Genomic DNA, 13,982 nt, shown 5'->3' with positions numbered 1-13,982 from the left:
ACCCCACACACCCCATCACCACGACGAAGTGGAGACACCGATGCAACGACGACGACTCACCGCGGGGCTCGCGGCAGCAGCAGCTGCCGCCCTCGTGCTCACCGGCTGCTCGTCCGGCAGCACCGCCAGTGACGGCCAGTCCGCGGACGCCCTGACCTGGGCCATGTGGATCGCCGGGAAGGAGGACAAGGCCGCCTGGCAGAAGGTCGCCGACACCGTCAAGACCGACGACGAGGTCGACGTCACGATCCAGGGCTCGCCCTTCAACGACTACTGGACGAAGCTCCGCACGCAGCTCTCCACCGGCACCGCGCCGTGCATCGTGAGCATCCAGTCGCTCCGTGCTGCGAACTACACGGACGTCCTCGTGCCGATCGACGACATGGCGGAGAAGGCGAACCTCGACCTGAGCGAGTACGACCAGACCGGGCTCGGCGGCATGAAGGTCGACGGCAAGCTCTACGGTCTGCCCTACGACACCGGCCCCATGGTCATGTTCTACAACAAGGACATCTTCGAGAAGGCCGGCGTCGCCGAGCCGAAGCCCGGCTGGACGGTCGACGAGTTCGAGGCCGCCGCCAAGGACCTCAAGGCGGCCGGCACCCCGATCTGGGGCACGAGCGTCGAGGACATCCCGCTCGAGTCGATGATCCTCGGCTACAACGGCGGCCGCGTGATCGACGCCGACGGCACGCTCGACGCGTCGAACGCGGAGTTCGCCGAGGGGCTCGACTGGATCGGCGGCCTGGTCAAGGACGGCTACGCCACCCAGGCCAGCACCGACGGCTCCACCGACGACAACGCGTTCGTGTCCGGCGACGTCGCGATGTACAGCGACGGCCCGTGGTCGATCATCAGCCAGAAGGCCAAGGTGAAGTTCGACCTCGGCATCACCACGATCCCCTCCGGCACGGACGGGCCCAGCTCGTTCGCCGCCGGGTCGGGCTTCGGCATCTCGAAGCAGTGCAAGTACCCCGAGCAGGCGTTCAAGGCCATCAGCACGATGACGAACGAGGCCACGCTCACCTCGCTCGCCGAGCAGGGCCGCGCCTTCCCGGCACGCACCGCGGCGCAGCAGGCCTGGTACGACAACGCCGGCATCGACGGGGTCGAGGACGCGCTGAAGACCGGACTCGACGACGCCACGCCCCTGCCCGGCAACAAGCAGAGCGACCAGCTGAACCAGCTCTTCGCGCAGTACGCGCTGCAGGCGGTGAACGGACAGACCTCCGGCAAGGAGACGATGTCGTCCATCGCGAGCCAGCTCGGCTCGCAGTGACGGGCGTCACCCCCTGACGGACTGGAGGCGCGGGCCGACCCCGCCCCGCGCCTCCCGTCCGCCCCATCCGAAGTGCAGGACCGCGCGAACGACGAGGAGGTCGTCGCATGACCACCATCCAGGACCCACCCGCCGAAGCGGCGGTCGCCGCTCCGCCGGTCGCGGTCGCGACCGGCGGCACACCCCGCCGGAAGACCGGCGGCGCCGACGCCGAACTCGGCCGCCGCTCGTGGTGGGGCGCCGCCTTCGCCGCACCGCACTCGATCGGACTCGTCGTGTTCACGGCGTTCCCGATCCTCGCGTCGCTCGTCGTGAGCTTCATGAACTGGCCGATGCTCGGCGAACGGTCGTGGGCCGGGCTGTCGAACTACACGCAGCTCTTCTCGGACCCGATCTTCCGGACGGTCACGCTCAACACGGTGCTGTTCGTCGTGCTCTACGTGCCGCTCAACCTCGTGGTCTCGCTCGGCCTCGCCGCCTGGTTGACACCGAAGATCCGGCACCGCCACGTGTTCCGGGTGCTGTTCTTCATCCCGACCATCACGCCGATCGTCGCGAACGTCGTCGTCTGGCGGATGCTCTACCAGCCCGGTGGCGCCATCGACGCGACCCTGCAGTCGACCGTCGGCGTGAACGCACCGAACTTCCTCGCCGACGACAACTGGGCCATGCTCGCCGTCGTCGCGATGAGCGTCTGGCAGGGCTTCGGCTACAACATGCTCATCTTCTCGGCGGCACTCGACTCGGTGCCCGAGAACCAACTCGAAGCGGCACAGCTCGACGGCGCCAACGCCTGGCAGATGTTCTGGCGGATCAAGTTCCCGCTCATCTCGCCGTCCATCTTCTTCGCCACGATGATGACCCTGATCACGTCGTTCCAGGTGTTCGTCCAACCGTTCGTGCTGACGAAGGGCGGACCGGGCACCTCGACGGAGACCCTCGTGCAGTACATCTACAACACGGGGTTCCAGACGCAGCAGCTCGGACTGGCATCGGCCGGCGCCTGGGTGCTGTTCGTCATCATCCTCGGGATCACGGCCATCCAGTTCCTCGGACAGAAGCGGTGGGTGCACTATGACTGAACTGACCTCGTCCAACCGGACGATCAACCCGCGGGCGCTGCCTCGCACGCACCGGCAGTCCGGCCGGGTGCGGCACGCCGTCGGTTACGTGCTGCTCTGCCTGGTGGCCCTGCTGTTCGTCTCGCCGCTCATCTACATGGTGGCGACGAGCCTGAAGCCCTCGGCGGACGTGTTCACGACGCCGCCGACCCTGTGGGGTTCATCGATCGAGTGGGGCAACTACGCGCAGGCGTTCACGTACCTGCCCTTCGCCCGCTTCATCCTCAACGGGATCTTCGTCGCCGCTGCCGGCACCGCGATCAACGTCGCCGTCGCGGTGCTGTCCGGGTACGCGTTCTCACGGCTGCGGTGGCGCGGACGGAACACGGTCTTCGTCCTGTTCCTCGCGACGCTGATGATCCCGCAGGACGTCCTCGTCATCCCGATGTACGTGATGATGCAGGGCTTCGGCTGGGTCGACACGTTCCAGGCGCTCATCATCCCGTGGGCGTTCACGGCCCTCGGCGCGTTCCTGGTGCGGCAGTTCTTCCTGACCGTGCCGCAGGAACTCGACGACGCCGCCCGGGTCGACGGTGCCGGTGCCATCCGGACCTTCTTCTCGGTGATGCTCCCGCTCGCCCGGCCGACGATGGCCGTCCTCGCGGTGTTCTCGTTCATCTCGTACTGGAACTCGTTCCTCTGGCCGCTCGTCATCGTCAACGACGTCGAGGCCCGGGGCACCATCCCGCTCGGCCTGCAGCAGTTCTTCGGGCAGCAGGGCTCCGAGTGGAACCTCGTGATGGCGGCGTCGGTGATCTCGATGCTGCCCACCGTGATCCTGCTCGTCCTGCTGCAGAAGCACCTCGTCAAGGGCATCGTCACCAGCGGCCTCGGCGGCCGGTGACACCCCTCCCCCCTCTGAAAGGAACACTGGCCTCATGACCATCACCGCACCTGCAGAGCCGCAGACCGCGACCGACGCCGCCGGGTTCCCCGCGTGGTTCACCCACGACCGGTTCGGCATGTTCATCCACTGGGGGCTCTACGCCCTGCCGGCACGGCACGAGTGGGTGAAGAACCGCGAACGGATCACCGACGCCGATTACCAGAAGTACTTCGACCACTTCGACCCCGACCTGTTCGACGCCGCCGACTGGGCCCGCCGTGCTCGCGAAGCCGGCATGAAGTACGTCGTGCTCACCACGAAGCACCACGAGGGCTTCTGCCTCTGGGACAGCAAGCTCACCGACTACAAGTCCACGAACACCCCGTTCGGCCGCGACATCGTGCGCGAGTTCGTCGACGCCGTCCGGGCCGAGGGACTGCGGGTCGGGTTCTACCACTCGCTCATCGACTGGCACCACCCCGACTTCACCGTGGACGGCGTGCACCCCCGGCGCGACGACTCGCCGGAGGAGATCGAGGCGTTCGACCAGGGCCGCGACATGTCGCGCTACCGGGAGTACCTGCACGGTCAGGTCGAGGAGCTGCTCACCGACTACGGGCAGGTCGACTACCTGTTCTACGACTTCTCGTACCGGGACAACGACCACGAGGACATCTGGGGCGGCAAGGGTCGGGACGACTGGGGCTCCGAGGAGCTCATGGCCCTGACGAAGCGCCTGCAGCCCGGCATCATCGTGAACGACCGGCTCGACATCCCCGGCGACCTGGTCACCCCGGAGCAGTACCAGCCGGACAAGCCGATGGAGGTCGACGGTGCTCCGGTGCCGTGGGAGGCCTGCCAGACACTCAACGGTTCGTGGGGCTACGACCGCGACAACGTGAACCTCAAGCCGGTCGACCTGCTCGTCCGCATGCTCGTCGACGGCGTCTCGAACAACGGGAACATGCTGCTCAACATCGGCCCCACCGGCCGGGGCGAGTTCGACGGGGTCTCGCGCCAGACCCTCGACGGCATCGGCACGTGGATGCACCAGCACGCCCGGTCCGTCTACGGCGCCGGGCCGTCGTCCTTCGTCGCGCCGCGCAACACCGTGTACACGCAGAACGGCAACCGCCTGTACCTGCACCTGTTCGCGTGGCCGTTCGAGCACGTGCACCTGCCCGACCTGGCCGGCAAGGTGGCGTACGCGCAGCTGTTGAACGACGCGTCGGAGCTGCACTTCCGCGAGATCCCGCCGGGGACCCGCGCGCAGAACACCGGGCTCGGCGGGCAGCCGGCCGGGACACTGACGCTCACGCTGCCGATCGTGCGGCCGGACGTCGCCGTGCCGGTGGTCGAACTGTTCCTGCGCGACTGATGCAGCGCATCCTGTCGAGGACCCGACTGCGGGCGGGGAACGAGGCCGCGTACGACGCCGTGCACGCCTCGGTCCCGCCCGCGCTCGCGGCCCGACTGCGCGAGGCCGGCGTGCACGACTGGACGGTGTGGCGCGACGGGCTGGACCTGGTCCACCTCATCGAGGTCGAGGACTACCGCGCGATGCGTCGGGCGCTCGCCGACGACCCGGTCAACGCCGCGTGGCAGGAGAAGATCAACCCCCTGCTCGAGGCGGACGACGACTACTCGGGGAACGACGACGGCGTCCCGCGGGTCTGGTCGCTCGCCGACCAGGTGGACGCATGACGGAGCTCGACCTCGACCGGGGACCATTCTGGTTCGGCGGCGCCGGCATCGGCAACCTGTTGCGCACGGTGTCCGACGACGACGCCCGCGCCACGGTCGACGCCGCGTGGGACGCCGGCGTGCGCGGCTTCGACACCGCGCCGCACTACGGCCTCGGGCTGTCCGAACGACGGCTCGGGGCGGCGCTCGCCGACCGCCCGCGTGACTCGTTCCTGGTGTCGACGAAGGTCGGGCGGCTGCTCGTGCCCGGTCGCGGCGACGGGGACGACCTGGCGTCCGGCGGGTTCGCGGTGCCGAACGACACCGTGCGGCAGTGGGACCCGTCGCCGTCCGGCGTGCGGCGGTCGTTGGACGAGTCGCTCGGCCGGCTCGGACTCGACCACGTCGACGTCGCGTACCTGCACGACCCCGACGTGTACTCGCTCGAGGACGGCCTGACGCAGGCGCTGCCGACGCTCGCCGAGTTGCGCGACGACGGTGTGGTCCGCGCCGTCGGGGTCGGGTCGAACTCGTTCGAGGCCCTCGACGCCGCGGTGTCCACCGGCCTCTGCGACGTCGTCATGCTCTCGGGGCGGTACACGCTCCTGGAACAGCCCGCGGCGGCGCTCGTCGCCCGGTGCGCCTCGCTGGGGGTCGCGGTCGTCGCGGTCGGGGTCTACAACTCGGGGCTGCTCGGGCGGGACCGGCCGGACGCCACCGCGACCTACGACTACGCGGCTGCTCCGGCCGAGCTCGTCGCTCGGGCGAACGCGATCGCCGACGTGTGCGAGCAGCACGGGGTCACGTTGCCCGAGGCTGCGCTGGCGTTCCCGCGCCGAGCGGCCTCGGTCTCCGCGATCGCGCTCGGCGTGCAGTCCGCGGAGCAGGTGCGCTCGAACGTCGAGCGCGCTGCGGCCGTGGTGCCGGAGGCCCTGTGGGAGGACCTGCGCGCCGCGGGCCTGCTCAGCGCCTGAGCCCCGCACAACCAAAGTCACCCCGAACCGCACGGATGCGCGGTTCGGGGTGACTTCGGTGGTGCGGCGGGTCGTGCCCGGCGAGACCTGCCTAGCGGGTCTTGGCGCTGCGACCCGAGAAGCGGATGTAGATGATCAGCACGATGATGGCGCCGATGATCGAACCGATGATGCCGGCGGGCTGGAAGAAGCCGTCCATCGGGTCGTGCTGGAAGATCAGGAACCCGAGGAACCCGCCCACGAACGAGCCGATGATGCCCAGCAGGATGGTCATGGGGATCGAGATGTTCTGCTTGCCGGGGACGACGAGCCGGGCGATGGCGCCGGCGATGAGTCCGACGATGATCAAGCTGATGATGAGACCGAGCACGGTTTCCTCCTCGTGGGTGCGGTTGCCGCGGCATGGTTGCCGGAGTCAGGGCCGACGACCAACGCAACACCCACCCACCTGCACGCGTTCTCGGTTTCAGTCGAGGGAGCGCCGCAACCAGCGCTCGACACCCTCGACGTGCGACACCACGAGCGCCTGCACGAGCTGCGGATCCCGGCGTCGGATGGCGTCCACGATGGCGGCGTGCTCGTCGAGGGTGCGCTGCACGGAGCCGTTCTGCGTCAGGCCACGCCAGACCCGCACCCGCACGGTCTTGCTCGACAGGGCGTCGAGCAGCCCGGACAGGTACTGGTTGCCGCCGATGCCCGCGATGGTCGAGTGGAACAGCAGGTCGTGGGCCACGAGGTCCTCGACGCCGGTGTCCTCGCCGACGGACTGCATCAGGGTCGCGAGCTCGTCGATCTGCTGCTCCGAGGCACGCGCGGTCGCCAGGACGGCGGACGCGGGCTCGAGGATGCGTCGGACCTCGAGCAGGTCGACGAGGGACCGGTCGTGGTGCATGTCGACGACGAACGACACGGCCTCGAGCAGGACGCCCGGTTCGAGCGAGGTCACGTAGGTGCCGTCACCGCGCCGGACGTCGAGCACGCGGATGAGCTCGAGGGCCTTCACCGCCTCGCGCAGACTGTTCCGCGACAGGCCGAGTGACTCGCTCAGTTCCTTCTCGGGCGGGAGGCGCTGCCCGGGTTGGAGCTCACCGCTCACGATCATCTGCTGGATGCGTGCGATCGCATCGTCGGTCAGCGACGCCACGTCACCACCTCCTGATCCCGGCCCGCTCGCGGACGCGAGCGGACAGGTCGACGATAGCCGGGCCTCCCGGTCGTCACGGCCCGACCATCAGGCGGGCCGCAGCCGGAGGGCCTGCATCCCGCCGTCGACCGCCAGGTCGACGCCCGTCGTCGACCGGGCGAGCGGGCTCGTCAGGTACGCGACCGCCTCGGCGACCTCCTCCGCCTGCACGAGCCGACCGTGCGGCTGCCGGGCTTCGAGGGCAGCGCGCTCCGCTGCCGGATCACCGGCAGTCGACAGCAACCGCGCCACCCACGGGGTGTCGGCGGTCCCCGGGTTCACGGCGTTGACGCGGATGCCCTCGCGGATGTGGTCGGCTGCCATGGCGCGGGTCAGGGCGGCGATCGCGCCCTTCGTCGCCGAGTAGAGCGCCCGCTGGGGCAGCCCCGCGGTCGCGGCGATGGAGCAGGTGTTCACGATGCTCGCGTTGCCCGACGCCCGCAGGTGGGGGAGCGCGGCCCGCGACAGCCGGACGGCACCGAGGACGTTGACCTCGTACACGCGGCGCCACTCGTCGTCGGGGTTGTCCTCGACCGTGCCCTGCGCGCCGATGCCGGCGTTGTTCACCAGGACGTCGAGGCCGCCGAGCTGCTCGACGGCGGTGGCGACGGCCGTGCGGACGGAGGCGTCGTCGCTGACGTCGCACGTGACGGAGACGAACCCCTCGGCGGTGGACGGCTGGAGGTCGAGGACGGCGACCGTCGCGCCGCGGTCCCGCAGTGCGGCGGCGATCGCTGCGCCGATGCCGGACGCGCCCCCGGTGACGATCGCCCGGACGCCGTCGTGGCTGCCGGTTGGGTTTGCCATCAGGCTGCCCCGACCGTCTGGCGCTGCGAGCCGAGCCCGTCGGCGGTGAGCTCGACGACGTCGCCGGGCTGCAGGTAGGGCGCGTGACCGGCCAGTGCCACCCCCGCCGGGGTGCCCGTGCTGATGACGTCGCCTGGGTACAGCACCATGAACTGCGACAGGTACCGGACGATCTCCACAGGCCGGAAGATCATGTCGGCGGTGGTGCCGTCCTGCCGGACCTCGCCGTTGACGGTCAGCCGGAGCGCGAGTGCCGCGGGGTCGAGGCCGGCGGCGTCGAGCGACCCGGGTGTCACCAGCCACGGGCCGAGCGGGTTGAAGGTCTCGCAGGACTTCCCCTTGTCCCACTGCCCGCCGCGTTCCAGTTGGAACTCGCGCTCGGACACGTCGTTCGCGATGGCGTAGCCGGCGATCGACGCCTCGGCCGCTGCATCGGACTCGCAGTAGCGGGCGGTGCGGCCGATGACGATCGCGAGCTCGATCTCCCAGTCGGTCTTCGTGCTGTTCCGGGGGATCAGGACCTCGTCGTCGGGGCCGATCACCGTCATCGGGTCCTTCATGAACACGATCGGTTCCGTGGGGATGTCGGCGCCGGTCTCGGCAGCGTGGTCGCGGTAGTTCAGGCCGATGCAGACGACCTTGCCGGGGCGAGCGATGGGTGCACCGCGCCGCATGCCGTCGGCCCGGTCTCGGTCGATGCTCGGCAGGTCGCCGGCGCTGCGTGCGTGGTCGACGCGGCCGACCGGGTCCGAGGCCAGGAAGGCCCCGTTGACGTCACTGGTGATGGAGCGGAGGTCGAAGACCTCGCCGTCGGTGTCGATGGCCACGGGGATCTCGCTCCCCGCCGGGCCGAGTCGTGCGAACTGCATCGTTCCTCGCTCTCCGGCTGCGCCAGTGCAGCCGAAGACATCCTATGTCTGAGTGCGGCCCCGGACAAGGTAGACGCGTTCCGCGGTACCGCTGAAGACGGCTTCGTGCTCGGTCGTCGACAGGTCGTCGAGTGCCGCCGTCGTCCGCTGCACGACGTCGGCGTACCCGGTCGCGAGGGTCGACACCGGCCAGTCCGAGCCGAACATCGACCGTTCGGGACCGAACTGCTCGACGACCCCGCAGACGTACCGGTCGACCGGGCGGTCGCGCCAGTCCGGGCCGGCCTCGGTGAACAGGCCGGAGACCTTGCACGTGACGTTCGGGCGCGCGGCGAAGTCGGTCATCCGTCCCCGCCAGGCCGGATCACCGGTGTCGATCGACGGCTTGCCCGCGTGGTCCAGGACGAACGACGCCTCGGGGACGGCATCGATCAGGGTCAGTGCGGCGGCGTGCTCGCGCGCACGGACGAGGACGTCGAACACCAGGCCGGCGGCGGCGAGTGCGTGGACCCCGCGGACGACGTCGGGGCGGGCGAGCCAGTCCGCGTCGGGTTCGTCCTGCGCCTGGTGCCGGATGCCCACCAGGCGCTCGCCGCCGGGCAGTGCTCGAACGGCGGCGATCCGGTCGGTCACGTCCGGCGCGGTCAGGTCCACCCAGCCGACGACGCCTGCGACGGGTCCGGGTTGCTCGAGCAGCCAGGCGGTCTCGCCGGGGTCGTGCACGGCCTGCACGACGATCGTCCGCGTCACGCCGGTGCCCTGCGTCGCCGCGCGGAGGTCGTCAACGTCGAACCGCCGCCGGATCGGGGCGACGGAGTCGTCCATCCACGGGTACGGCCGGTCGGCAGGGTTCCAGAGGTGGTGGTGAGCGTCGATGATCACGCGCTCATGATGCCCCATTCATCCGATGTCCGCCCGTGCGTGGTGTGCTCGGCGCGAAAGCGACAGAAGTTGGCGTCATCAGCCGGTCCGGTCCGCAAGAGCGACAGTGTGCCGCCGATGTTCGGCGGCACACTGTCGCTTTCGCGGAAGCGCCAGCGCCAGCGCCAGCGCCAGCCGGGCTCGACACGGACACGCGGGCTCGGGACACGACCCCGGCCGGGAGGCGCGGCGCGCGTCGGGCGCGCACCGTGCCTCCCGGCCGGGTTGATCCCAGAGCATCCTGCGAAAGCGACAGATATCGTCCCGTCGCACGGTCGGTGCCGCCAGCGCGACAGTCTGCCGCCGATGTTCGGCCGAGATCTGTCGCTTTCGCGGAAGCGACAGATCTCGGCCGAGCCGCCCGCAGCTCAGACGGCGCCGGAGGCCTCGAGCTCGGCGCGCAGCTCGGCGTCGGACGGCTCGACGAAGTGCTTGCCGTTCGGCAGCACCACGACGGGGATGTTCTTCCGCCCGCTGATCGCCTCGGCACGGTCGGCCGCCGACAGGTCCTGCTCGACGTCGACGTACTCGTAGTCGACACCGAGGGTGTCGAGCAGCGCCTTCGACCGGCGGCAGTCGCGGCACCAGTCCGCGCCGAACATCGTCACCTTGTCGAACGCTTCGGTCGTGGTTGCATCGCTCATGCCCAGAGAGTACGTCGGCGGGCCCCCGCGCATTCCCTACGATTGACGCATGCCGCCAGGACCCGACCCCGAGACGCGATCCTGGGCGTCGGCGGCCGTCCGACGCTTCGCCGCGGTGACGAACCTGCTCGTGGCGGCTCGCCGGTTCCGCATCGTCGGTGGCGACCCCCGCGACGCCGCGGCGCTGCACGAGCTGCTCACCGGACTCGGCGCTCGCCCGGCCGCGGAGCACGAACCGATCGACCAGCTGTGGTGCCTCGGTTCCCCCGAGGACTCCACCCCCGTCATCGAGCGCGAGGCCGACCGGCCCCGTGGCGCCACGCTCATCGTGATCGACGCCGGCCGGCACCTGCCCGCCGTCGATGAGGACGCCTTCGGTCCCGTCGTCACCGCACGCCCAGGGGTGCTCGGCGTCCCGATGCTCTCCGACGACGTCTTCCTGGTCTCCACCGGTCGCGACCCCGAGGAGGACCCGGCCGCCGACGCCCGCCTGCGCTGGGCACGACGCTCCATGCCCGTCTCGCGTGCGGTCGCCGCGGAACTCCGTGACGGCGGACTGCTCCGTGGCACCCGCATCGGCGTCGCGATGTTCCTCGAGCCGAAGACGGCGGTGCTGAGCCTGTTGCTGCGCGACGCCGGGGCAGAGGTCGTCGTCTACGCGCACGCCGACGAGACCGACGACGCCGTGGCCGCGTCGCTCCGGGCAGCGGGTCTGACGGTGTACGCGAGCAGCACCGCCGCACTGCCGGAGCAGAAGGCGCTCGCCCTCGCGATGCTCGACACCCGGCCGCACATCCTGCTCGACGACGGTTCGCACGTCATCCGGCTCGCCCACCAGGAACGACCGGACCTGCTGCCGACGATGCTCGGCGCGGCGGAAGAGACCACGAGCGGCCTCCGACCCCTGCGCGTGATGGCGTCGCGGGGCGAGCTCGGCATCCCCGTGGTCGCCGTCAACGACGCCCGCACCAAGACGTTCTTCGACAACCGGTACGGCACCGGGCAGTCGACGGTGTTCGCGGTGCTCGACCTGGTCGACGGGCTCCCGTCCGGCACGCACCGAGTCAAGTCGGGAGGCGCGGCGGTCGTCGCCGGGTTCGGGCACGTCGGCGAAGGGGTCGCGTTGGTGCTGTCCGCCCTCGGGTTCCGGGTCACGGTCGCCGAGACGGATCCCGTGCGCGCCCTGCAGGCGCTGTTCGCCGGCCACGCCGTCGCGCCGCTCGCCGAGGCCGTGCAGGACGCCGACCTCGTGCTGAGCGCCACCGGGGTCGCCGACACCATCGACCTGCGGGTGCTGCGCTCGTGCGCGGACGGGGCGGTCGTCGCCGTCGCGGGCGGGGTCGACCACGAGGTCGCGCTCGACGACGCGATGGCGGCCGGTGCCACCCGACAGCAAGTGGGCCCGAAGGCCGAGCGCCTCGTGTTCCCCGACGCCGACAGCGGGCCGATCGTGCTCGACCGCGGCGGGTGCATCAACATCACGGCGGCCGAGGGCAACCCGATCGAGATCATGGACCTGTCCTTCGCGGCGCAGCTCGGGGCGGTCCGCATGCTGCTCGAGCGGGGCGACGAGTTGGCGCGAGCCGTCGTGCCCATCGACCCCGCGGTCGACGACGCGACTGCCCGCGTGGCGCTCGCCGCGTTCGGGAGCCGACCCGTTCCTCCCGTCCGCCTTGCCGAACACCCGGCGGACCGTGAGCCGGACGTCCGGACGCGCCGTTTCGGAGACCCCGCATGAGCGCTGCGCCCCCGAGCGACCTGCACCCGAGCGCCACGCGCCCGCGTGCCGACCACCCGGTCGTCGTGCACTCGGCACGCGTCGTCGTGCCGATGACCGCGCCCCCGATCGCCGACGGCGCGGTCGCCGTTCAGGACGGCCGCATCCTGCACGTCGGCGACCGGTCCTGGGTCGTCGACCAGCTCGCCGGTTCCGGCACGACGTTCACCGAACGGCAGTGGCGCGGAGCCCTCCTGCCGGGGCTCGTCAACGCGCACTCGCACCTGCAGTACACCGGCATGGCCAGTGTCGGCCGTGGCCAGTACAGCGGTTTCGAGGACTGGGCGGCCGCGTTCAACCAGGACTACGCCGAGCCGCACGACTGGCGGGCCGAAGCCGCTGCGGGCGCAGCGGCGTCGATCCGCGCCGGCGTCACGAGCATCGCGGACATCGTCACCGACATCGAGGCGTCCACCGCGCTCGAGGACGCCGGCCTCGGCGGCATCGCCTACTGGGAGGTGATGGACTGGGAGAACGACGCCTGGCAGTCGCACGGCCGCGACCAGGTGCTCGACGAACTCGCCCGGATCCCGACCACCCCCGGGGCCGGCCTGTCACCGCACGCGCCGTACTCGCTCGAGGTCGCGCCCCTGCTCGAACTCCCCGACATCGTCCGGCAGCGCGGACTCCGACTGCACCTGCACCTCGGCGAAGCTGCCTTCGAGGGGGAGCGCGTCGCCCTCGGACCCGTCCCCGGACTCGACGGTGTCGACGGCGTCGGCCACGGCAACGACTGGCACCTGGCGAACGTGCCCTCGTTCCGGGCGCTGCGAGCCCTCGGGTTCGGGGCGAGCGCCACCGCGTTCGTCGACCGACTCGGCGTGCTCGGGCCGGACTGCCACATCGCGCACGGCGTCTACATGACCGCCGCCGACCGGGCGCTCCTGCGCGCCCGTGGCACCGCCGTCGCACTGTGCCCGCGGTCGAACGCCGTCATCGGCCTCGACCCGCCGCCCGTCGCCGACTACCTGCGCGAGGGCAGCCCGATCGCCATCGGCACCGACTCGCTGTCGTCGTCCCCGTCCCTCGACCTGATGGCCGACGTCACCGCGTTGCACCGGATCGCCCGCGCCCAGGGCTACGGGCACCGCGACCTGCACGAGCGGCTCCTGGCGGCGGCGACGCTCGGCGGTGCGCACGCCATGGGGCTCGCCGTCGGACCGGACCGCATCGGCCACCTCGCCGTGGGCGCCCGCGCCGACCTGGCCGTCTTCGACGTCGACGCCCGGACCGTGCCCGACGCACTCGCCGAGCTCGTCGAGGACGGCGCCGGGCGCGCAGCCGCCACCGTCATCCGCGGGGTCGTCCGCGCCGTCGACGGAGCGCTGACCGGCGTGCCCACGTCGTCGTCCGACCGCCCTGCCCGCCCTGTCATCCCTGTGGAGGAATCATGACCGAGACCGCACCCCGCCCCGGCATGGCCGCCCGTCGCACCGTCGACGGCGAACTGATCGAGTGGCTCGACGTGCCGAAGCGCGCCATCGCCCTCGGCATGGAACCGCACCCCGAGGGCGGTTGGTACGTCCGCACCTGGACCTCGCCGGCCACGGTGACGACGCCCGCGGGGGACCGTCCAGCCGCTACCCTGATCCACTTCCTGCTGCCCCCGGGCGAGGCCTCGGCCTGGCACCGGGTCACGAGCGACGAGATCTGGATGTGGCACGGGCCCGACACCGTCGAGCTCGAACTCGGCGGCTCCGGTGATGCTCCCGAGCCCGGCGCGCGGATCACCCTCGGGCCCGACGCCGGTCGCGACCGGGTGAACGACGCGCAGGCGTTCGTGCGCGGTGGCGTGTGGCAGCGGACGATCCCGAACGACGGCGAGGTGCTGCTGAGCTGCCTCGTGTCGCCGGGGTTCTCGTTCGAGGACTTCACGATGGCCGCCTGACGTACCACTT

15 protein-coding genes are annotated in these 13,982 nt (G+C 70.9%); 9 read left to right on the top strand and 6 right to left on the bottom strand.

The window, feature by feature from the left end; all coding sequences use genetic code 11:
- The first annotated feature begins 40 nt into the window (after positions 1–40).
- The 6 genes from ACVKXF_RS16855 to ACVKXF_RS16830 all read left to right on the top strand — a co-directional run bounded on the left by ACVKXF_RS16855 (position 41) and on the right by ACVKXF_RS16830 (position 5,883).
- Positions 41–1,279: an ABC transporter substrate-binding protein gene (locus ACVKXF_RS16855; RefSeq protein ID WP_456796409.1), complete on the top strand. Its 1,239-nt coding sequence runs from the start codon at positions 41–43 to the stop codon at positions 1,277–1,279.
- Between the two features lie 107 nt (positions 1,280–1,386).
- Positions 1,387–2,361: a carbohydrate ABC transporter permease gene (locus ACVKXF_RS16850; RefSeq protein WP_123312065.1), complete on the top strand. Its 975-nt coding sequence runs from the start codon at positions 1,387–1,389 to the stop codon at positions 2,359–2,361.
- Positions 2,354–3,244 carry a carbohydrate ABC transporter permease gene (locus tag ACVKXF_RS16845; protein WP_123312067.1) on the top strand — a complete coding sequence of 297 codons (891 nt, stop codon included), beginning with the start codon at positions 2,354–2,356 and terminating at the stop codon, positions 3,242–3,244. The genes ACVKXF_RS16850 and ACVKXF_RS16845 overlap by 8 nt, the downstream gene beginning before the upstream one ends.
- A gap of 34 nt (positions 3,245–3,278) precedes the next feature.
- Positions 3,279–4,604, top strand: coding sequence for an alpha-L-fucosidase (locus ACVKXF_RS16840; RefSeq protein ID WP_123312069.1), 1,326 nt, complete (start codon positions 3,279–3,281; stop codon positions 4,602–4,604).
- On the top strand, positions 4,604–4,930 hold the full coding sequence (locus tag ACVKXF_RS16835) for an L-rhamnose mutarotase (protein ID WP_456796408.1): 327 nt from the start codon (positions 4,604–4,606) through the stop codon (positions 4,928–4,930). The genes ACVKXF_RS16840 and ACVKXF_RS16835 overlap by 1 nt, the downstream gene beginning before the upstream one ends.
- Positions 4,927–5,883, top strand: coding sequence for an aldo/keto reductase (locus ACVKXF_RS16830; protein WP_456796407.1), 957 nt, complete (start codon positions 4,927–4,929; stop codon positions 5,881–5,883). The genes ACVKXF_RS16835 and ACVKXF_RS16830 overlap by 4 nt, the downstream gene beginning before the upstream one ends.
- Positions 5,884–5,974: 91 nt before the next feature.
- Here ACVKXF_RS16830 and ACVKXF_RS16825 read toward each other — a convergent pair whose 3' ends face one another.
- From ACVKXF_RS16825 to ACVKXF_RS16800, 6 genes are all read right to left on the bottom strand, one after another.
- Complete coding sequence (locus ACVKXF_RS16825; protein ID WP_123312075.1) at positions 5,975–6,253, bottom strand: GlsB/YeaQ/YmgE family stress response membrane protein; 279 nt, start codon at positions 6,251–6,253, stop codon at positions 5,975–5,977.
- Between the two features lie 96 nt (positions 6,254–6,349).
- A complete protein-coding gene (locus tag ACVKXF_RS16820; RefSeq protein ID WP_111086323.1) occupies positions 6,350–7,027 on the bottom strand; it encodes a FadR/GntR family transcriptional regulator in 678 nt (225 codons plus the stop codon).
- Positions 7,028–7,114: 87 nt separating this feature from the next.
- The gene (locus ACVKXF_RS16815; protein ID WP_456796406.1) at positions 7,115–7,873 is read right to left on the bottom strand and encodes an SDR family NAD(P)-dependent oxidoreductase; all 759 of its coding nucleotides are present in this window, start codon (positions 7,871–7,873) and stop codon (positions 7,115–7,117) included.
- Complete coding sequence (locus ACVKXF_RS16810; protein ID WP_123312079.1) at positions 7,873–8,742, bottom strand: fumarylacetoacetate hydrolase family protein; 870 nt, start codon at positions 8,740–8,742, stop codon at positions 7,873–7,875. Before ACVKXF_RS16810 ends, ACVKXF_RS16815 begins: the two co-directional genes overlap by 1 nt.
- A gap of 42 nt (positions 8,743–8,784) precedes the next feature.
- Positions 8,785–9,624 carry an amidohydrolase family protein gene (locus tag ACVKXF_RS16805; protein WP_456796405.1) on the bottom strand — a complete coding sequence of 280 codons (840 nt, stop codon included), beginning with the start codon at positions 9,622–9,624 and terminating at the stop codon, positions 8,785–8,787.
- Between the two features lie 407 nt (positions 9,625–10,031).
- Complete coding sequence (locus ACVKXF_RS16800; protein ID WP_123312083.1) at positions 10,032–10,307, bottom strand: glutaredoxin family protein; 276 nt, start codon at positions 10,305–10,307, stop codon at positions 10,032–10,034.
- A 49-nt stretch (positions 10,308–10,356) separates the two neighbouring features.
- On the opposite strand from ACVKXF_RS16800, the gene ACVKXF_RS16795 reads away from it, so the two are divergent.
- The 3 genes from ACVKXF_RS16795 to ACVKXF_RS16785 are packed head-to-tail and all read left to right on the top strand — an operon-like array spanning position 10,357 to position 13,972.
- Positions 10,357–12,045, top strand: coding sequence for an adenosylhomocysteinase (locus ACVKXF_RS16795; RefSeq protein WP_456796404.1), 1,689 nt, complete (start codon positions 10,357–10,359; stop codon positions 12,043–12,045).
- Positions 12,042–13,478, top strand: a complete 1,437-nt coding sequence (locus ACVKXF_RS16790) for an amidohydrolase family protein (protein ID WP_456796403.1) — start codon at positions 12,042–12,044, stop codon at positions 13,476–13,478. Before ACVKXF_RS16795 ends, ACVKXF_RS16790 begins: the two co-directional genes overlap by 4 nt.
- Positions 13,475–13,972 carry a cupin domain-containing protein gene (locus ACVKXF_RS16785; RefSeq protein ID WP_456796402.1) on the top strand — a complete coding sequence of 166 codons (498 nt, stop codon included), beginning with the start codon at positions 13,475–13,477 and terminating at the stop codon, positions 13,970–13,972. The genes ACVKXF_RS16790 and ACVKXF_RS16785 overlap by 4 nt, the downstream gene beginning before the upstream one ends.
- Positions 13,973–13,982: the final 10 nt, after the last annotated feature.

This window comes from Curtobacterium sp. PvP017 (assembly GCF_054060195.1).
The sequence above is the reverse complement of the archived record's forward strand: the minus strand, read 5'-3'. Positions and strand labels throughout refer to the sequence as shown.

What these genes read in the sequence shown, in the direction of transcription:
- ACVKXF_RS16855 (WP_456796409.1), top strand. Translation starts at nt 41, where the DNA reads ATGCAACGACGACGACTCACCGCGGGGCTCGCGGCAGCAGCAGCTGCC.
- ACVKXF_RS16850 (WP_123312065.1), top strand. Translation starts at nt 1,387, where the DNA reads ATGACCACCATCCAGGACCCACCCGCCGAAGCGGCGGTCGCCGCTCCG.
- ACVKXF_RS16845 (WP_123312067.1), top strand. Translation starts at nt 2,354, where the DNA reads ATGACTGAACTGACCTCGTCCAACCGGACGATCAACCCGCGGGCGCTG.
- ACVKXF_RS16840 (WP_123312069.1), top strand. Translation starts at nt 3,279, where the DNA reads ATGACCATCACCGCACCTGCAGAGCCGCAGACCGCGACCGACGCCGCC.
- ACVKXF_RS16835 (WP_456796408.1), top strand. Translation starts at nt 4,604, where the DNA reads ATGCAGCGCATCCTGTCGAGGACCCGACTGCGGGCGGGGAACGAGGCC.
- ACVKXF_RS16830 (WP_456796407.1), top strand. Translation starts at nt 4,927, where the DNA reads ATGACGGAGCTCGACCTCGACCGGGGACCATTCTGGTTCGGCGGCGCC.
- ACVKXF_RS16815 (WP_456796406.1), bottom strand. Translation starts at nt 7,873, where the DNA reads ATGGCAAACCCAACCGGCAGCCACGACGGCGTCCGGGCGATCGTCACC.
- ACVKXF_RS16810 (WP_123312079.1), bottom strand. Translation starts at nt 8,742, where the DNA reads ATGCAGTTCGCACGACTCGGCCCGGCGGGGAGCGAGATCCCCGTGGCC.
- ACVKXF_RS16800 (WP_123312083.1), bottom strand. Translation starts at nt 10,307, where the DNA reads ATGAGCGATGCAACCACGACCGAAGCGTTCGACAAGGTGACGATGTTC.
- ACVKXF_RS16795 (WP_456796404.1), top strand. Translation starts at nt 10,357, where the DNA reads ATGCCGCCAGGACCCGACCCCGAGACGCGATCCTGGGCGTCGGCGGCC.
- ACVKXF_RS16790 (WP_456796403.1), top strand. Translation starts at nt 12,042, where the DNA reads ATGAGCGCTGCGCCCCCGAGCGACCTGCACCCGAGCGCCACGCGCCCG.
- ACVKXF_RS16785 (WP_456796402.1), top strand. Translation starts at nt 13,475, where the DNA reads ATGACCGAGACCGCACCCCGCCCCGGCATGGCCGCCCGTCGCACCGTC.